The sequence below is a fragment of the Nocardia sp. NPDC005746 genome (genome assembly GCF_040630785.1).
Classification (GTDB): domain Bacteria; phylum Actinomycetota; class Actinomycetes; order Mycobacteriales; family Mycobacteriaceae; genus Nocardia.
The window spans coordinates 137,599-152,674 of sequence record NZ_JBEXYE010000015.1 but is presented as its reverse complement, the minus strand read 5'-3'; the positions used below and the strand labels follow the sequence as shown (position 1 = coordinate 152,674).

Annotated in this window: 15 protein-coding genes; 10 read left to right on the top strand and 5 right to left on the bottom strand. The window is 68.5% G+C overall.

The window, feature by feature from the left end:
• Nucleotides 1-10 precede the first annotated feature (10 nt).
• Entirely contained in the window at nt 11-856 is an 846-nt protein-coding gene (locus ABZ412_RS26310) for an RNA polymerase sigma factor (RefSeq protein WP_357284940.1), read from the top strand.
• Between the two features lie 22 nt (nt 857-878).
• Here ABZ412_RS26310 and ABZ412_RS26305 read toward each other — a convergent pair whose 3' ends face one another.
• The gene (locus tag ABZ412_RS26305) at nt 879-1,355 is read right to left on the bottom strand and encodes a helix-turn-helix domain-containing protein (RefSeq protein WP_357284937.1); all 477 of its coding nucleotides are present in this window, start codon (nt 1,353-1,355) and stop codon (nt 879-881) included.
• A gap of 123 nt (nt 1,356-1,478) precedes the next feature.
• Between ABZ412_RS26305 and ABZ412_RS26300 the strand changes: the two genes are divergently transcribed.
• Nucleotides 1,479-1,967 carry an SRPBCC domain-containing protein gene (locus ABZ412_RS26300; protein WP_357284935.1) on the top strand — a complete coding sequence of 163 codons (489 nt, stop codon included), beginning with the start codon at nt 1,479-1,481 and terminating at the stop codon, nt 1,965-1,967.
• Nucleotides 1,968-1,989: 22 nt separating this feature from the next.
• On the opposite strand, the gene ABZ412_RS26295 is transcribed toward ABZ412_RS26300, so the two are convergent.
• Nucleotides 1,990-2,883, bottom strand: a complete 894-nt coding sequence (locus ABZ412_RS26295) for an LLM class flavin-dependent oxidoreductase (protein ID WP_357284932.1) — start codon at nt 2,881-2,883, stop codon at nt 1,990-1,992.
• Between the two features lie 135 nt (nt 2,884-3,018).
• Between ABZ412_RS26295 and ABZ412_RS26290 the strand changes: the two genes are divergently transcribed.
• The 8 genes from ABZ412_RS26290 (at nt 3,019) to ABZ412_RS26255 (ending at nt 11,628) form a co-directional block, all read left to right on the top strand.
• Complete coding sequence (locus tag ABZ412_RS26290) at nt 3,019-3,657, top strand: endonuclease (protein WP_357284929.1); 639 nt, start codon at nt 3,019-3,021, stop codon at nt 3,655-3,657.
• 61 nt (nt 3,658-3,718) lie between these two features.
• Nucleotides 3,719-4,789 carry a DUF1707 domain-containing protein gene (locus ABZ412_RS26285; protein WP_357284927.1) on the top strand — a complete coding sequence of 357 codons (1,071 nt, stop codon included), beginning with the start codon at nt 3,719-3,721 and terminating at the stop codon, nt 4,787-4,789.
• Nucleotides 4,790-4,797: 8 nt separating this feature from the next.
• Entirely contained in the window at nt 4,798-5,571 is a 774-nt protein-coding gene (locus ABZ412_RS26280) for a DUF1707 domain-containing protein (RefSeq protein ID WP_357284925.1), read from the top strand.
• A gap of 276 nt (nt 5,572-5,847) precedes the next feature.
• Nucleotides 5,848-7,686: a molecular chaperone DnaK gene (gene dnaK, locus ABZ412_RS26275; protein WP_357094292.1), complete on the top strand. Its 1,839-nt coding sequence runs from the start codon at nt 5,848-5,850 to the stop codon at nt 7,684-7,686.
• Nucleotides 7,683-8,291, top strand: a complete 609-nt coding sequence (gene grpE / locus ABZ412_RS26270) for a nucleotide exchange factor GrpE (RefSeq protein ID WP_357284922.1) — start codon at nt 7,683-7,685, stop codon at nt 8,289-8,291. Before dnaK ends, grpE begins: the two co-directional genes overlap by 4 nt.
• Nucleotides 8,292-8,372: 81 nt before the next feature.
• On the top strand, nt 8,373-9,536 hold the full coding sequence (gene dnaJ, locus ABZ412_RS26265; RefSeq protein ID WP_357284919.1) for a molecular chaperone DnaJ: 1,164 nt from the start codon (nt 8,373-8,375) through the stop codon (nt 9,534-9,536).
• Nucleotides 9,536-9,931: a helix-turn-helix transcriptional regulator gene (locus ABZ412_RS26260; protein ID WP_357284916.1), complete on the top strand. Its 396-nt coding sequence runs from the start codon at nt 9,536-9,538 to the stop codon at nt 9,929-9,931. Before dnaJ ends, ABZ412_RS26260 begins: the two co-directional genes overlap by 1 nt.
• Nucleotides 9,932-10,458: 527 nt before the next feature.
• Nucleotides 10,459-11,628, top strand: a complete 1,170-nt coding sequence (locus ABZ412_RS26255; RefSeq protein WP_357284913.1) for a globin domain-containing protein — start codon at nt 10,459-10,461, stop codon at nt 11,626-11,628.
• Nucleotides 11,629-11,698: 70 nt separating this feature from the next.
• Here the strand turns inward: ABZ412_RS26255 and ABZ412_RS26250 are convergent, their stop codons facing one another.
• From ABZ412_RS26250 to ABZ412_RS26240, 3 genes are all read right to left on the bottom strand, one after another.
• Complete coding sequence (locus tag ABZ412_RS26250) at nt 11,699-12,448, bottom strand: FAD-binding oxidoreductase (protein ID WP_357284910.1); 750 nt, start codon at nt 12,446-12,448, stop codon at nt 11,699-11,701.
• Between the two features lie 232 nt (nt 12,449-12,680).
• Nucleotides 12,681-13,841, bottom strand: a complete 1,161-nt coding sequence (locus ABZ412_RS26245) for a globin domain-containing protein (protein ID WP_357094304.1) — start codon at nt 13,839-13,841, stop codon at nt 12,681-12,683.
• A 134-nt stretch (nt 13,842-13,975) separates the two neighbouring features.
• Complete coding sequence (locus ABZ412_RS26240) at nt 13,976-14,953, bottom strand: NADP-dependent oxidoreductase (protein WP_357284907.1); 978 nt, start codon at nt 14,951-14,953, stop codon at nt 13,976-13,978.
• Nucleotides 14,954-15,076 lie beyond the last annotated feature (123 nt).

The window sequence follows — 15,076 nt, the reverse complement described above, 5'->3', positions numbered from 1 at the left end:
TGCTGGCGGTATGGAGACCGGATCGGAGATCGACGAGCGCGATCTCGTCGCGCGGGCCGTCGGCGGTGATCGCGCCGCCGTCGCGGATGTGGTTCGGCTGCTGCAGGATCCGATCTACCGGCTGGCGCTGCGCATGGTGTGGCGGCCCGCCGACGCCGAGGACGCCACCCAGGAGATTCTGCTGCGCGTGGTCGGCAATCTGGCCAGCTGGCGGGGCGAGGCCAAGCTCACCACCTGGGCGTACCGCATCGGCGTCAACTATCTGCTGAATCTGAAGCGGCAGACGCCGCAGGAGCAGCGGCAGCTCAGCCTGGACGAGTTCGGCGAGGGACTGCGGGAGGGCTTGGCGGAGGAGGACTATCGCGGTCCGGAGGCCACGCTGCTCACCCACGAGGTCCGCCTCAATTGCAGTCAGGCGATGCTGCAATGCCTGGGGCGTGACGAACGAGTCGCGTACGTGCTCTCCGATGTGTTCGAGGTGAACTCGGAGGAGGCGGCCTGGATCGTCGGCGCGACACCGGCCGCGTATCGGAAACGGGTGGAGCGGGCCAAGAAACGGCTCGGCAACTTCCTGCGGTCGACGTGTGGCCTGGCGAATCCGCAGGCGTTCTGCCGGTGCTCACGGCGGGTGGAGAAGGCCGTCGAACTGGGGCGGGTGGATCCGAAGCGCCCGGCTTTCGCCGCACACCCGGTGACGCCGGGCGGCCGGAGTGTGGCGGAGGCGGAGCGGCAGATGATCCGGCTGCACGACGCCGCGGCCGTGCTGGGCGCGCACCCGGATTACGCTGCACCGCAGGCGAAGATGGAGGCCATCGCCGGGTTGCTGGCCTCGGGCCGGTTCCCGCTCCTGGAGTGAGGTTCTCCGGGATGAGGCTCCGTCAGGAGCGCGACGCCGAGGTCCCGTACTTCAGTTCGTACGCCCACGGCGAGAGTTCCGCGGTCACGTCCGACAGCTCGGGTGTGGCATCGCAGTCCGAACATTCCAGGCGCAGGGCGACTTTCCCGCCGCAGCCGGTGTGCCGGTAGGTGACCGGCGGCCCGTCCGGCGCGGCCCAGCGGTCGCCCCATTCGGTGAGCGCGAGGATGGCCGGTTTCAGGTCGAGTCCCTTGGCGGTGAGCAGGTATTCGGGATGGCCGCCGGTGCTGCGCTGCTCGAAGATCCCGGCCTCGACGAATTCGGCGAGCCGTTTGGTCAGGATGTTCGGTGCGATGCCGAGCGCGCGCTGGAACTCGGTGAACCGGGTCATGCCCGCGAACATGGCATTGCGCACGATCAGCAGGCTCCAGCGCTCGCCGACCAGCTCCAGCGTGCGTGCCGCCGAGCAGACCTCCCCGTCGTACATGCGTCCCAACATGACTCCAGGGTGACTTATCCGCTTGTGTGATGCAAGCAACGCCGCTATCGTGATGCAAGTAAGTTCTCGCGAGACAGTCCCCCATCAACCCGCCGACCCCTGAGAGAAGAGCCGGGACCTGCCATGACTGATCAGAACTTCACCACCTCCATCACCGTCGACCGCACCCCCGCCGAGGTCTTCGCGGCCGTCCTGAACGCCCGCGGCTGGTGGTCGCCCGGTATCAAGGGCGGCACCGAACGGGCGGGTGACCGTTTCGTCTTCGAGGCTCCCGGCGTGCACCGCAGCGAGATCGAATTGACCGAGGTGGTGCCGGACGAGCGCGTGGTCTGGCTGGTGAAGGACAACTTCATGTCCTTCATCGAGGACCAGACCGAATGGGTGAACACCGAGATGCGCTTCGATATCGCCGCGACCGACGGCGGCACCGAACTCACCTTCACCCACGTCGGCTTGGTGCCGGACTACGAGTGCTACGACGCGTGCTCCCCGGCCTGGACCTTCTACATCACCGAGAGCCTGCGCGACCTGGTCACCACCGGCGTCGGCCAGCCCAGCGAGTTCCCGGGCCAGATCGAGGCCGAGGCCGCCGCCGCGGCCGCGCAGAACTGATTCGTCGCCGAGCGGAGCCGGATCAGAGCTCCGCCAACAGCTTTCGCGCGAGGGGCACCACCTGTCGCGCGAAGCGCTGCACCTGGTCGACATCGAATCCGGGCGGCCAGTAGATGAAGGTGTCGAATCCGCCCGTGTGCGCGAGGTTCGCGATGATGCTCGCCCATTCCTCGGGCGATCCGTGAATCGGGTCCGTGCCCTGCGGATTCGGGTGCAGCGCGCGGTCGCTGACCACTCCGGGCAGCGCGGCCAGCCGGGCGATGGAGCGGGGGTCGCGATCGTGTGCGCGGGCGGCGGCGTCGATGCGAGCATTGGCCGCGGCCCACTGCTCCCACGGCATCCAATTCGGCAATGGCGCGACCCATCCGTCGGCGGTCGCCCCGATCAGGTCGAGGGCGTGCGGGCCCATGGCGCCCAGCCAGATCCCGATCCGGTGTCTGGGCGCGGGCCCGCCCTCGATCCCCTGCACCGTGTATTCGGTGCCGACCACCGACACCGGCTGTCCGGGCCGCCATTCGGCCCGGATGATGGCGATGCCCTCGGCAATGGCCATGAGCGCGGCCCGGCCCTTGCGGGCGGGACCGCCCATGGCCACCACGCCGCTCTCGAAAGCGCCCGCCCCCAAACCCAATTCGAAGCGTCCGCCGCTGAGGATGTCGAAGGTGGCGGCCTGTTTGGCGAGCATGGCGGGTGTCCGCAGCGGCAGGTTCGCGACCCCGGGATAGAGGCTGACCCGCCCGGTCGCGGCGAGGCAGGCCCCGATGACCGCGAAGGCGTCGCCGAACTGCGCGTTGTACGGGTGGTCCTGGATGCCGACCAGATCGAGTCCCTCGGCGTCGGCGGCGAGGGCCATGTCGATGACGTCCGGCAGCGCGGACGCGACGGGCGGGATCGAGATACCGAACCGGGCCTGCATAGAACCTCCTCTACCAGGGGAAATCCATACTTCTGATCTTCGTGGGCCACAGAGCGCAACCCCGGCATTTCGGACCTCGACACGCATCCCGGGCGTGTCCGTGGGTATGCCGGGGGAAGAGAGGAGGCGATGCCGATGACCCCGCAGGACACCGTGCGCACGCTGCTGGCCCGGGCCGGGACCGGTTATGCCGCCGAGGCCGGAATCCGGCTGGCCGACAAGCCCGCGCCGCTCTACCAACTCCTGATGCTGGCCCAGCTGCTCAGTACCCGGATCTCGGCCCGCATCGCGGTGGCCGCCGCCCGGGAACTCCGCGAGTCCGGCTACACCACTCCGCACCACGTCGCCGAGGCCGAGTGGTCCGATCTGGTCGCCGCGCTGGGCCGGGCGCATTACGTCCGCTACGACGAATCCACCGCCACCCGGCTGATCGCCAATGCCGCCGAGCTGATCGAGCGGTGGCACGGCGATATGCGCGGGCTCGCAATCGAATCCGGGCACGACCCCGCCGCTCTGGCCGAGCTGCTCCAGGGTTTCCGCGGCATCGGCCCGGTCGGCGCGGACATCTTCCTGCGCGAGGTGCAGGACACCTGGACCTGGCTGCGCCCCTACTTCGACGAGCGGGCCCGTCGCGGCGCGCGTGACCTGGGCCTGCCCACCGATCCGGCCGCCCTCGCCGCCCTGGCTCCGGCCGGCCGCGACGCCGAACTGGCCGCGGCCCTGGTGCGCGTGACACTGGACCACGGCCTGAAGGACGATCTCCGCATCGGATGAGCCACATCTTCGGGCGTGGATAAGGCGCGCGACCGGACCGGAATCCGTCTACGATCCCCGCGTGAGCTCGAAAACGTCCGGATCGGCCGGGGATTCGCCCGCGGCCGGGCGTATGCGGGCGCGCGACATCGACCGCGTCAACGCGCGGACGCTGCTCGACGCCGCCTACGCGGAGGGCGAGCTCGGGGCCGACGAGTATCACCAGCGGTCCGATCAGGCCCAGTCCGCGCAGACCCTCGGTGAATTGCAACGGCTCATCGCCGATCTGCAGCCGAGCACCAAGACCGCCGATCTCACCCCCGCGCGCAAGTGGTCGCGGCGGCCCGCCTCGGGCGGTTACCCGCCGCGGACGCGGGCCCGCGACGCCGATCGGCAGGCCACCTGCGCCCTGCTCGACGCCGCGCTCGCGGACGGCCAGCTGACCACCGCCGACCACCGCACCCTCACCGAGCTGGCCGGCGAGGCCCGGACTCTGGGCGACCTGTCCCAGCTCACCGACGATCTACAGCGGCACGCCGACGCCGCCCCCGACCCGATCCCGCCGAAGTCGCGGCGCGAGAACTGGTTCGCCGCCGGCGTCGCGGCGATGAGCATCGCGGTGGCGGTGGGCACCTTCATGGCCGTGGCCCGCCCGGCCACCCCGCCCGCCGGGCCGCCTGCGGTGGACCTCGGCATCATCCAGCCGCTGGTGCTCCCGCGGCCGAAACTCACCGAGGCCGAGGGCATCTCCTACTTCCGTGACGTCTACAAAGCGAAGTTCGGCGACACCCTGCTCGACGAGGTGGACTTCTACCCCGGCTACGCGGTGTTCACGCGCGCGACGCAGGCCAATCGGAAGGTGCACTACAACTACTTCGGCGGTTTCGACCAGACCGACCAACCCCAGACCCGGGACCCGAAGACCCCGACCGTGGACCTGGCGGCCTTGAACGTGCAGGCCGTCGCGGCGCTGGCGGCTCAGGCTTCCGCCCTCACCAAGGTCGATCAGGGTGTGGTCAGCTACATCGATATCCAGGGCAGCGGCGCCGGGCCGGTGGTCCGGATCTATGTCGGCAACCAGGCCAAGGAGACCGGCTACATCGAGGCCGCCCTCGACGGCCGGGTCACGCGCACCGTGGCGTTCGGGGGATAGGCGAGACCATGTCTGACGCACGCTCCCGGGGAGTCCGGGCCCGCGACACCGATCGCGTGGACGCATGCACCCTGCTCGATTCGGCGCGCGACGCGGGCGAGCTCACCGAGGCCGAACACGCGAACCGGACCGCGAAGGCCATGGCGGCCAAGACCTTCGGCGATCTGGACGCGGTGCTCGACGATCTGCAGATCCCGGCCAATCTGGTGAATTCGCCGGTGGTGCGGGCGAATCGGCGCGGGCCGTCCACCCGCTGGAAGGTGGCGGCCGCGATCGTGGTGGCGGCCGCCCTGCTGGGCGCGTTCGCGGGCTGCGTGTCCCGGGTCGCCGCACCGAAGCCGGACCTGCCGGACCCGACCACGGGTCAGGGCCTGGCCAGTTTCGTCGAGGCCTACAAGGATCATTTCGGCGACACCAAGGCCGACGAGGTCACCCTGTTCCCCACCTACGCGGTCATCGAGCGGCGTCCAGTGGATCCGAACGCGCCGCGGGACGACTACTACCGCTATGACGGTAGTTTCCGCAGTACCGGCGACATTCCGAGGTCGCCTGGCACCGACATCATCGACCTGTCGGTCCTGGATCTGAAGAAGCTCGCGGGCCTGCTCGCGGGCGCGCCGAAGTCGGCGGGCGTGCCGAACGGCCGGATCAGTCACATCATCATCGGGCGCGGCGAGGACGGCGGGCCGATGGTGACCGTGTACGCCGTGGACGGCGCCAAGTCCGGCTACATCAAGGTCACCGCCAGCGGTGAGCCGATCATGCTCAACTGGCCCTCCTGATCGGTCACGATCCGGATCCATCCGCGGTTCCAGACCGGCCGGTATGGACACAATGGCAGCGCCCGCGCCTCGGCCGCGGGCGTCGGGCCGCGCCCGCCCGCGAAGAAATTTTCTGCGACTCGTGGAATAGATGACGCGCGCCGCCCGTTGGGACAGGTCAGCAAGGTTGAGCGAGTTGGACTCAAGTTAAAGTTGCGCACCGCCGCCGGCGGAGGCAAGATTGAGCCGACCACGCTCAGTGTCACTGAGATGTAGTTCCAACTAGGAGGAATCACCATGGCTCGTGCGGTCGGTATCGACCTCGGGACCACGAACTCTGTCATCGCCGTTCTCGAAGGCGGCGAGCCGGTCGTCGTGGCCAACTCGGAAGGATCGCGGACCACCCCCTCGGTCGTCGCGTTCGCCAAGAACGGTGAGGTGCTCGTCGGGCAGCCCGCCAAGAACCAGGCCGTCACCAACGTCGACCGCACCATCAAGTCCGTCAAGCGCCACATGGGCGAGGACTGGTCGGTCGAGATCGACGGCAAGAAGTACACCCCGCAGGAGATCTCCGCGCGCACGCTGATGAAGCTGAAGCGTGACGCCGAGGCCTACCTGGGTGAAGAGATCACCGACGCCGTGATCACCGTCCCCGCCTACTTCGAGGACGCGCAGCGCCAGGCCACCAAGGAGGCCGGCCAGATCGCGGGCCTGAACGTCCTGCGCATCGTCAACGAGCCGACCGCGGCCGCGCTGGCCTACGGCCTCGACAAGGGCGACAAGGAACAGACCATCCTGGTCTTCGACCTCGGTGGCGGTACCTTCGATGTCTCGCTGCTGGAGATCGGCGAGGGCGTCGTCGAGGTTCGCGCCACCTCCGGTGACAACCACCTCGGTGGCGACGACTGGGACGAGCGCATCGTCGGCTGGCTGGTCGACAAGTTCAAGGGCACCTCGGGCATCGACCTGACCAAGGACAAGATGGCCATGCAGCGTCTGCGTGAGGCTGCCGAGAAGGCCAAGATCGAACTGTCGTCCTCGCAGTCGACCTCGATCAACCTGCCCTACATCACCGTGGACGCGGACAAGAACCCGCTGTTCCTCGACGAGCAGCTGACCCGCTCGGAGTTCCAGAAGATCACCTCCGATCTGCTGGACCGCACCCGCAAGCCGTTCCAGTCGGTCATCAAGGACGCCGGCATCTCGGTCGGCGACATCGACCACGTGGTGCTCGTCGGTGGCTCGACCCGTATGCCCGCCGTCTCCGATCTGGTCAAGGAACTGACCGGTGGCCAGGAGCCGAACAAGGGCGTGAACCCGGACGAGGTCGTCGCCGTCGGCGCCGCCCTGCAGGCCGGTGTGCTCAAGGGTGAGGTCAAGGACGTCCTGCTGCTCGATGTCACCCCGCTGTCGCTGGGCATCGAGACCAAGGGCGGCGTGATGACCAAGCTCATCGAGCGCAACACGACGATCCCGACCAAGCGCTCGGAGACCTTCACCACGGCCGACGACAACCAGCCGTCGGTGCAGATCCAGGTCTTCCAGGGTGAGCGTGAGATCGCCTCGCACAACAAGCTGCTCGGATCGTTCGAGCTGACCGGCATCCCGCCGGCCCCGCGCGGCGTGCCGCAGATCGAGGTCACCTTCGACATCGACGCCAACGGCATCGTCCACGTGACGGCCAAGGACAAGGGCACCGGCAAGGAGAACACGATCAAGATCCAGGACGGCTCCGGCCTGTCCAAGGAGGAGATCGACCGGATGGTGAAGGACGCCGAGGCGCACGCCGCCGAGGACAAGGCGCGTCGCGAGGAGGCGGAGACCCGCAACCAGGCCGAGTCGCTGGTGCACCAGACCGAGAAGTTCATCAAGGACAACGAGGACAAGGTCCCGGCCGACGTCAAGACCAAGGTCGAGGCGGCCATCGTCGAAGCCAACGACGCGCTGAAGGGCACCGACATCGGGGTCATCAAGACCGCGGTGGAGAAGCTCGCCACCGAGTCGCAGGCGCTGGGCCAGGCCATCTACGAGGCCTCGGCCGCCGACCAGGCCGCGCAGGGCAACGGCGCGGGCGCGCCCGAGTCCGATGACACCGTCGTCGACGCCGAGGTGGTCGAGGAGCCGGAGAAGAAGTGACGAACCAGAACCCGGACAACATGGTCGATCCGGCCACGGGTGAGGTCTTCGAGGCCGCGGCGGACGCCGCCGCGGCCGCGGGGGCCGAGGGGACTCCCGAGGTCAGCGAGGACGCCCTCGCCGACACGATCACGGCCGAACTGGCCGAGCGCACCTCCGATCTGCAGCGCCTGACCGCGGAATACGCCAACTACCGCCGCCGGGTCGAGCGGGACCGCAAGGTCACCATCGACACCGCCAAGGCCGCGGTGGTCAGCGAACTGCTGCCGGTGCTCGACGATCTGGACCGCGCCCGCGCGCACGGTGACCTGGACAACGGCCCGCTCAAGTCGGTCGCCGACAAGCTGGTCACCGCCCTGCAGAAGCAGGGCCTCGAGGAGTTCGGTTCGGAGGGTGAGCCTTTCGACCCGACCCTGCACGAGGCCGTGCAGCACGAGGGCAGCGGTGCGGACCCCGTGCTGGGCATGGTGATGCGCAAGGGTTACCGCTTCGGCGATCGCGTGCTGCGGCACGCGCTGGTCGGCGTCACCGACGGTGTGGCGGATCTGTCTGCGGCGCAGCCGGATTCGCAGAACGCTGGCACCGATGCCGCTGGCACTGATTAACAGCAATCGGACGCACCCCGCGTCCTCGACAACACCGACGCCTCCGGCGTCACCGACAACACGGAAAGGAGGAGATGCCCGGTGAATCGAGAGTGGCTCGAGAAGGACTTCTACAAGGATCTGGGTGTTTCCTCCGGCGCCAGCCAGGACGAGATCAAGAAGGCCTACCGCAAGCTGGCCCGAGACCTGCACCCGGACAAGAACCCCGGGGACAGCAAGGCCGAGGAGCGGTTCAAGGCCGTCAGCGAGGCGAACGCCGTGCTGTCGGATCCGGAGAAGCGCAAGGAGTACGACGAGGCCCGCAAGCTGTTCGCGGGCGGCGGTTTCGGCCGCGGCGGATTCCCGCCCGGCGGCGGGTTCTCCGGTGGCGAGTTCAACCTGGGTGACATCTTCGGGGCCGGCGCCGGTGGCGCGGGCGGCGCGGATGGCGGCCTGGGCGACCTGCTGGGCGGACTGTTCAATCGCGGCGGCACGCGGGCGTCCTCGCGTCCCCGGCGCGGTTCGGACGTGGAGACCGAGACGACCCTCGGCTTCCGCGAGGCCGCCCAGGGCGTGACCGTCCCGCTGCGCATGACCAGCCCGGCCGCCTGCACCACCTGCCACGGCAGTGGTGCCAAGCCCGGCACCAGTCCGCGGGTCTGCCCGCACTGCAATGGGACCGGCGTGGTCAGCCGGAACCAGGGCGCGTTCGGCTTCAGCGAGCCGTGTGAGGACTGCCGGGGCACCGGGTCGATCATCGACGACCCGTGCGTCGACTGCCGCGGCTCGGGCATCCAGAATCGGACCCGCACCATCACCGTGCGCATTCCCCCGGGCGTGCGCGACGGGCAGCGGATCCGGCTGGCCGGTCAGGGCGAGGCGGGCCTGCGCGGCGCGCCTCCGGGCGACCTGTACGTCACCGTGCACGTCAGTCAGGACAAGGTCTTCGGCCGCAATGGCGACGACCTGACCCTGGTGCTGCCGGTCTCCTACGCCGAACTGGTGCTGGGCACCACGGTGTCGGTGCCGACCCTGGACGGCCGCGTGGGCGTCAAGGTGCCGCCGGGCACCGCTGACGGCCGCACCCTGCGGGTGCGCGGGCGCGGTGTGCCCAAGCGTGACGGCGGCGCGGGTGACCTGCTGGTCACCGTGAAGGTCGCGGTCCCCCAGAAACTGGACGACGATGCCACCGAGGCGCTGCGGCGCTACGCGGAGGCGGAGAAGACCAGTGGATTCGATCCCCGTGCGGGATGGGCGGGTGCGTAATGAGTTCCGATCCGAAGCAGACCGAGGCCCAGTACTTCCTGATCTCGGTGGCCGCGCAGCTGGCGGGCATGCACGCCCAGACGCTGCGCACCTATGACCGGCTGGGTCTGGTTACGCCGCAACGCACGTCGGGCGGCGGGCGGCGCTATTCGAACCGGGATGTGGAGCTGCTCCGCGAGGTGCAGCGCCTGTCCCAGGACGAGGGCGTGAACCTGGCCGGCATCAAACGGATCATCGAACTCACCAACCTGGTGGACGAGCTGCAGCAGCGGGTGAGCGAGCTGACCGCCGAGGCGGAAAGGCTGCGGGCCGGGTACCGGCCCACGCACCTGACCCCTCAGCCCAGCACCGCTCTCGTGGTGTGGCAGCCCCGAAACCGGCGTAAGCCGCAGTAGGGCAAGACAAGCCGGAAGGCGGTGTCCCGAATGGGCACCGCCTTTCTGCTGTCTGGATACCGCCTGCGCACGTTCACCCGGTTGCGATTGTTGCGGCCGATGTGCTGAGTTGCGGCAGCGGGCTGTGTGATTGGCGAACCCGGTGGGACTGTTTATAACAAACGGACCGGTAGGTTATTAATTGCTGCCGATCGTGAGTTTTGTCCGTATGCTGCAGGGGAATTCATGGCCTGACGTAGTTGCGGCGGGATCGCTGTTTTCCTGAGCCTTGCAAAACGGATCAGCCAGAGTCGACGACTGAAAACCCGTGTCGCGCGGCGTTTTCCAGTTGATCAGTCGGTTTTCTGCTCGGAAGGCCCGCAACGTTCACGTTTTCGAGGAATAAAGAGCCCGTTATTGAAACGTCCCGTTCCGTTGCTGACTAACCTCGCTTACACTTGCTTGGCAACGGCTGCTGTCGAGTGTCCCGCAGCACTTCACTCGCCGGTCACGCCTGCGTTCGATTGCGAAATGGGGTTGTGGCACAAATGGATTCGCGGACCGTCGCATTGATAAGAACAACGTTCAAGGCGGTTGCTGCGGAAGAAGGTGGCCCCGAGAAACTCGCGCGGTCGTTCTACGCCATCCTCTTCACGGAGTACCCCCACGTGCGGGACTTCTTCCCCGCCGCCCTGGACGCCCAGCGCGACCGGCTGGTGAAGGCCATCGCCTACGTGGTCGACCGGCTGGAGGAACCCGACCGGCTGCTGCCCTTCCTGGCCCAGCTCGGCCGCGACCACCGCAAGTACGGCGTGGTGGCCGATCACTATGAGGCCGTGGGGAAATCGCTCAAGAGCGCGCTCGAGGCCTACGCGGGCACCGAGATCTGGACCGACGAGGTCGGCCACGCCTGGGACGAGGGCATCGGCATCATCGCCGGCACCATGATCAAGGCCGCCGACGGCGAGACCACCCCGCCGGTGTGGACCGGCACCGTCATCGAGCACCGCGAAGTGCTGCGCAACCTGGCGGTGGTGCGCCTGAAGCTGGACCAGCCCATGCAGTACGCGGCCGGTCAGTACATGAGCGTGCAGATCCCGTCCCGCCCGCGCATGTGGCGCTACCTGTCCCCGGCCATCCCCGCCAATGCCGACGGCGAACTGGAATTCCACATCCGCGGCGTCACCGGCGGCTGGGTCAGCCCGGCCATGGTCGGACACAGCCGGGTCGGCGAGCAGTGGTTGATCGGATCGCCGCTGGGCGGTCTCGGCGTGCCCCGCAACACCCGCCGCAAGATGCTGATGATCGGCTGCGGCACCGGCATCGCGCCGCTGCGCGCCCAGCTCATGGCCATGACAACGCGGCGGTCCAACCCCAAAGTGGACGTGTTCGTCGGCGGCCACTACCCGTGCGACCTCTACGACCTCGAGGTGCTCAGCCAATTGGCCTGCGCCAACAAGTGGCTCACCGTGCACCCGGTCACCGAGTCCACCGAGAACCCGTGGTGGCATTTCAACAATTCCGAGGAGACCCGCGAATACCCGGGCCTGCAGCCGCGTATGGTCGGTCAGATCGGCAAGATCGTGGCGAGCCATGGCTCCTGGGAGGATCGCGACGTGCAGATCGTCGGAGCCCCGGCCATGGTGCAGACCACCAAATTCCGGCTCATGGCGGCCGGCACCTCCACCGAGAACATCCGCCACGACCCGCTGTTCTGACCCGCCGCTGCGGGACTACAGCGGGCGGCGAAGAGCCGTGGCCGTTTTCGAGTCGCCGCGTCGGCAACTGTCAAAAACCCTCATAGCGAATGGATTCGGCCGGCGCGCCGATCGCGACGAGCTGGTCGATGGTGTTGCGCACCATGGCCGCGCCGCCGCACACCAGGATCTGGTGGTGGTCCAGCGGGCCGAACCGCTCCGGGATGTCGGCGATGGTGCCCGGCATCATCTCCTCCGGGCGGAAGCCGATGTCGACGCGGCACTGCTCGTACCAGGTGTCGACGAAATCCGGGTCGTACTCGTCCTGCACCACGGGAACCACGGTGAGCCAGGGCATTTCGCCGGTCAGCAGGTAGAGCATGTCGGAGGCGTACAGGTCGCGCGGGTAGCGCGCCCCGACGAACAGGTGGGTGCGCGGCGGCTGCTCGCGGCGCGCGAGATCCAGCAGCAGCGCGCGCATCGGCGCCAGCCCGACCCCGTCGGCGATCATGACCACCTCGGTGGCGTCCGGCTCCACCGCCAGCCAGCCGCCGGGCGCGCTGATCCGCCATTCGTCACCGGGATGGGAGTCGGCCACGATGGAACCGCTGCACCACCCGCCCGGCAGAGTCCGCACGTGGAACTCCAGCTTGCCGTCCAGCGACGGCGGCAGCGCGGAATACATGCGGCGCACCATGTTCGGATGCTGCGGCGTGCGCACCTCCACCGACTGTCCCGCCGCGAACGGCACGAACTCGCCGATCAACCGCACCACCGTGGTGTCCTCGCGCAACCGGTGCGCACCGACTACCGTAGCGGTCCACTCGGTCTGCGCGTCCACAGGAATAGCACCGGTCTCATCAGGGCCGATCGTCAAAACAACTCCTCATCGAAACACTTTGCGCCCCTGCGGACTCGATCCGCATCGCCCACCGACTCGCCCCAAGGTTCACGGCCGTCCCGATTCCGGACTGCGGCTTGATCGACCTCCGCCTGGGAGCGGGGGAGCGAAGCGGAGGAGGGAGAATCGGGACCAGGGGCCGCGAACCCGCCCGGAGCGGGCGTAGGGCAAATCAAACGGGGTCTGAGCTTATTGCGGACTCGGGGGCTCCCACCGCGAGCAGGGCTCGCTTGGTGTCGGCGATCATGCGGGCCGAACCGGCGATCTGGATCTGCCGATCAGCCCAGGCGCCGAAGCTGGCCACCACCGCACCAAGGTTCCCGATCAGCCGACGGTGCATGCCGAAGGGTGGATCGGCGGGCGGGTAGGGGTGCCACCAGGGGTTGGTCTCGTTCTCGCAGACCGGGATCACCGTGAGCCACGGATTGGACTGCGAGAGCTGCCACATGTTCTCCACGTCGTAGAGGTCACACGGGTAGCGGCCGCCCATGAACAGGTGCACGCGAGGGTTGATGCCGCGCCGTCCCATCTCGATGAGCTGGGCCCGCAGCGGGGCGATGCCGGTGCCCGCGCCGATCATGAGCACGTCCTTGCGGCGGCTCAGGTCGACGTGCAGGCCGCCGAGCGGGGCGGCGATCATCCAGCGGTCGCCGACCTGGGTCTCGTTCACGATGCCGGGGCTGACCCAGCCGGTCCGGACCTTGCGCACGTGGAATTCGATCTCGCCGTACGGGTTGGTGGGGATGGCGGGGGACAGGTAGCGCCACATCTTGGGCCGCTGCGGGATGGCGACCGGCACGTACTGCCCGGCCTGGTAGGGGATCGGGGTGTCGGTCTGCAGGCGCACGATGGCCAGATCGTCCACCACCCGCCGGTGCCCGACCACGGTCGCCTCCCAATAGGGCTGCGACTTATCGGAATTCGCTCCGATGGCCATGGACGCCGAGATCAGGATGGTGATGTCGCGCCAGCCCGCCTCGAGCGGCCGCGACCAGTTCGCAACCCCGTTGTAGCTCCGGAAAGCATGCAGCAGGGCGCGCCCGGCGATGTCGTAGTGCGCCGCCTCCACCCCGTACTTGCGGTGGTCGCGGGCGAGTTGCTCCAGGAAGCGCTGGGCGCGATCCCAGTCCTCCAGGTTGTCGAGGACGAACGAGATGGCCGTGACCAACCGTTTCGCCTGCATGTCCATGGCGGAGGGGAAAAGTTCCCGCAAAGCGGGGATCTCCGCGAAAAGATGACCGTAGAACGCGCTGATCAGCCGTTCCGGCCCGTTGGGGGCCTCAACGACTGTCCGAAAGTTTGCGCGGACCAGCGCTGCCGAACGCGCATCCACGACGTCGAGCTTTCCTTCCTGTCCAACTACCCCGAACCGCCTGCTGCCAGCCGGCCCTCCGCGTCAAGTATCCCTTAAAACCCGGTGGTCGCACGGATATAGCCGGAGGTGGATCGATTTCCGTAACCCGGGGTTCAGATCACCAGCACCGTCTTGCCGCGCGCACCCGACGCGCCGATCATGGCGGGCGCGTCGGCCAGCGGCGGCAGATTGCGGATCGGCACCACCAGATCGCCGGTCGCGACCAGGCGCAGCAGTTCGCTCAATTCGGCCGTGCCGCCGCGGGATTCGAGGTTGCCGCCGGCGATGCCACGGGTCTTCAGATCCGCCTCGTCGGCCGATCCGATGGTCGAGTAGGCATGGCCGCCCGGCTGCACGAGGCTCGCGTTGTCGGCGAACACCGGCGGCGGGCTGACCAGATCGAAGACCGCGTCGATGCCTCCCGGATCGGTGATCCGCACCGAATCGGCGACCGACAGCCGTGCGGCCTCGGCATGGGTGGGCGAGTCGGTGACGGTCGTGCGGCCGTAGTTCACCACCTCGGTCGCGCCGAGCCGGATCATGCGGTCGGTGTCGTCGGGCCGGGCGGTCGCGATGACGTGCGCCCCGGCCATGGCCGCCAGTTGCACCAGGTAGGAGCCGACGCCGCCGGACGCGCCGACGATCAGCACCCGCTGCCCGCGCTGGACACCGGCCGCGTGCAGCAGGTCCAGGGCGGTGATGCCGGCGGTCGGCAGCGCGGCCGCGCGCACCGCGGTGACTTCGTCGGGGAGCTTGACCAGGGTGCCGCCGTCGGCGGCGACCACGTATTCGGCGAAGGTGCCGTGCCCGAGCGGCGGCGACAGGAACTTGCCGACCACCCGGTCGCCGATGTCGAAGTCGTCGACGCCCGCGCCCACCGCGCTGACGGTGCCGGCGCCGTCGACGCCGGGGATCATCGGAAAGTCGTGGGGCAGTTGGCCGTCCAGGAAGCCGTCGATGATCCGCTGGTCGACGGGATTCACCCCGGCCGCCTCCAGATGGATCTGTATCTGTCCCGGTCCGGCCTCCGGGACCGGCATGTCGGCGGGTTCGGGGGTGCCACCGAATTCTCGGACGACGATCGCGCGCATTGCTGCTCCATTCGTTCGGGCGAGCCGGGATGGATGAGCTGGTGTGATGCGTCAACGAATGGGGCCATCGTACGCGTAGCGTGTGGAGGGGCCGCTGGTCGTGAGAGAAAGGGCCTTGGTCCC

Bases quoted from the DNA above. Each gene is read 5' to 3' on its own strand.
- ABZ412_RS26310 (WP_357284940.1), top strand. From the start codon at position 11: ATGGAGACCGGATCGGAGATCGACGAGCGCGATCTCGTCGCGCGGGCC.
- ABZ412_RS26305 (WP_357284937.1), bottom strand. From the start codon at position 1,355: ATGTTGGGACGCATGTACGACGGGGAGGTCTGCTCGGCGGCACGCACG.
- ABZ412_RS26300 (WP_357284935.1), top strand. From the start codon at position 1,479: ATGACTGATCAGAACTTCACCACCTCCATCACCGTCGACCGCACCCCC.
- ABZ412_RS26295 (WP_357284932.1), bottom strand. From the start codon at position 2,883: ATGCAGGCCCGGTTCGGTATCTCGATCCCGCCCGTCGCGTCCGCGCTG.
- ABZ412_RS26290 (WP_357284929.1), top strand. From the start codon at position 3,019: ATGACCCCGCAGGACACCGTGCGCACGCTGCTGGCCCGGGCCGGGACC.
- ABZ412_RS26280 (WP_357284925.1), top strand. From the start codon at position 4,798: ATGTCTGACGCACGCTCCCGGGGAGTCCGGGCCCGCGACACCGATCGC.
- dnaK (WP_357094292.1), top strand. From the start codon at position 5,848: ATGGCTCGTGCGGTCGGTATCGACCTCGGGACCACGAACTCTGTCATC.
- ABZ412_RS26260 (WP_357284916.1), top strand. From the start codon at position 9,536: ATGAGTTCCGATCCGAAGCAGACCGAGGCCCAGTACTTCCTGATCTCG.
- ABZ412_RS26255 (WP_357284913.1), top strand. From the start codon at position 10,459: ATGGATTCGCGGACCGTCGCATTGATAAGAACAACGTTCAAGGCGGTT.
- ABZ412_RS26240 (WP_357284907.1), bottom strand. From the start codon at position 14,953: ATGCGCGCGATCGTCGTCCGAGAATTCGGTGGCACCCCCGAACCCGCC.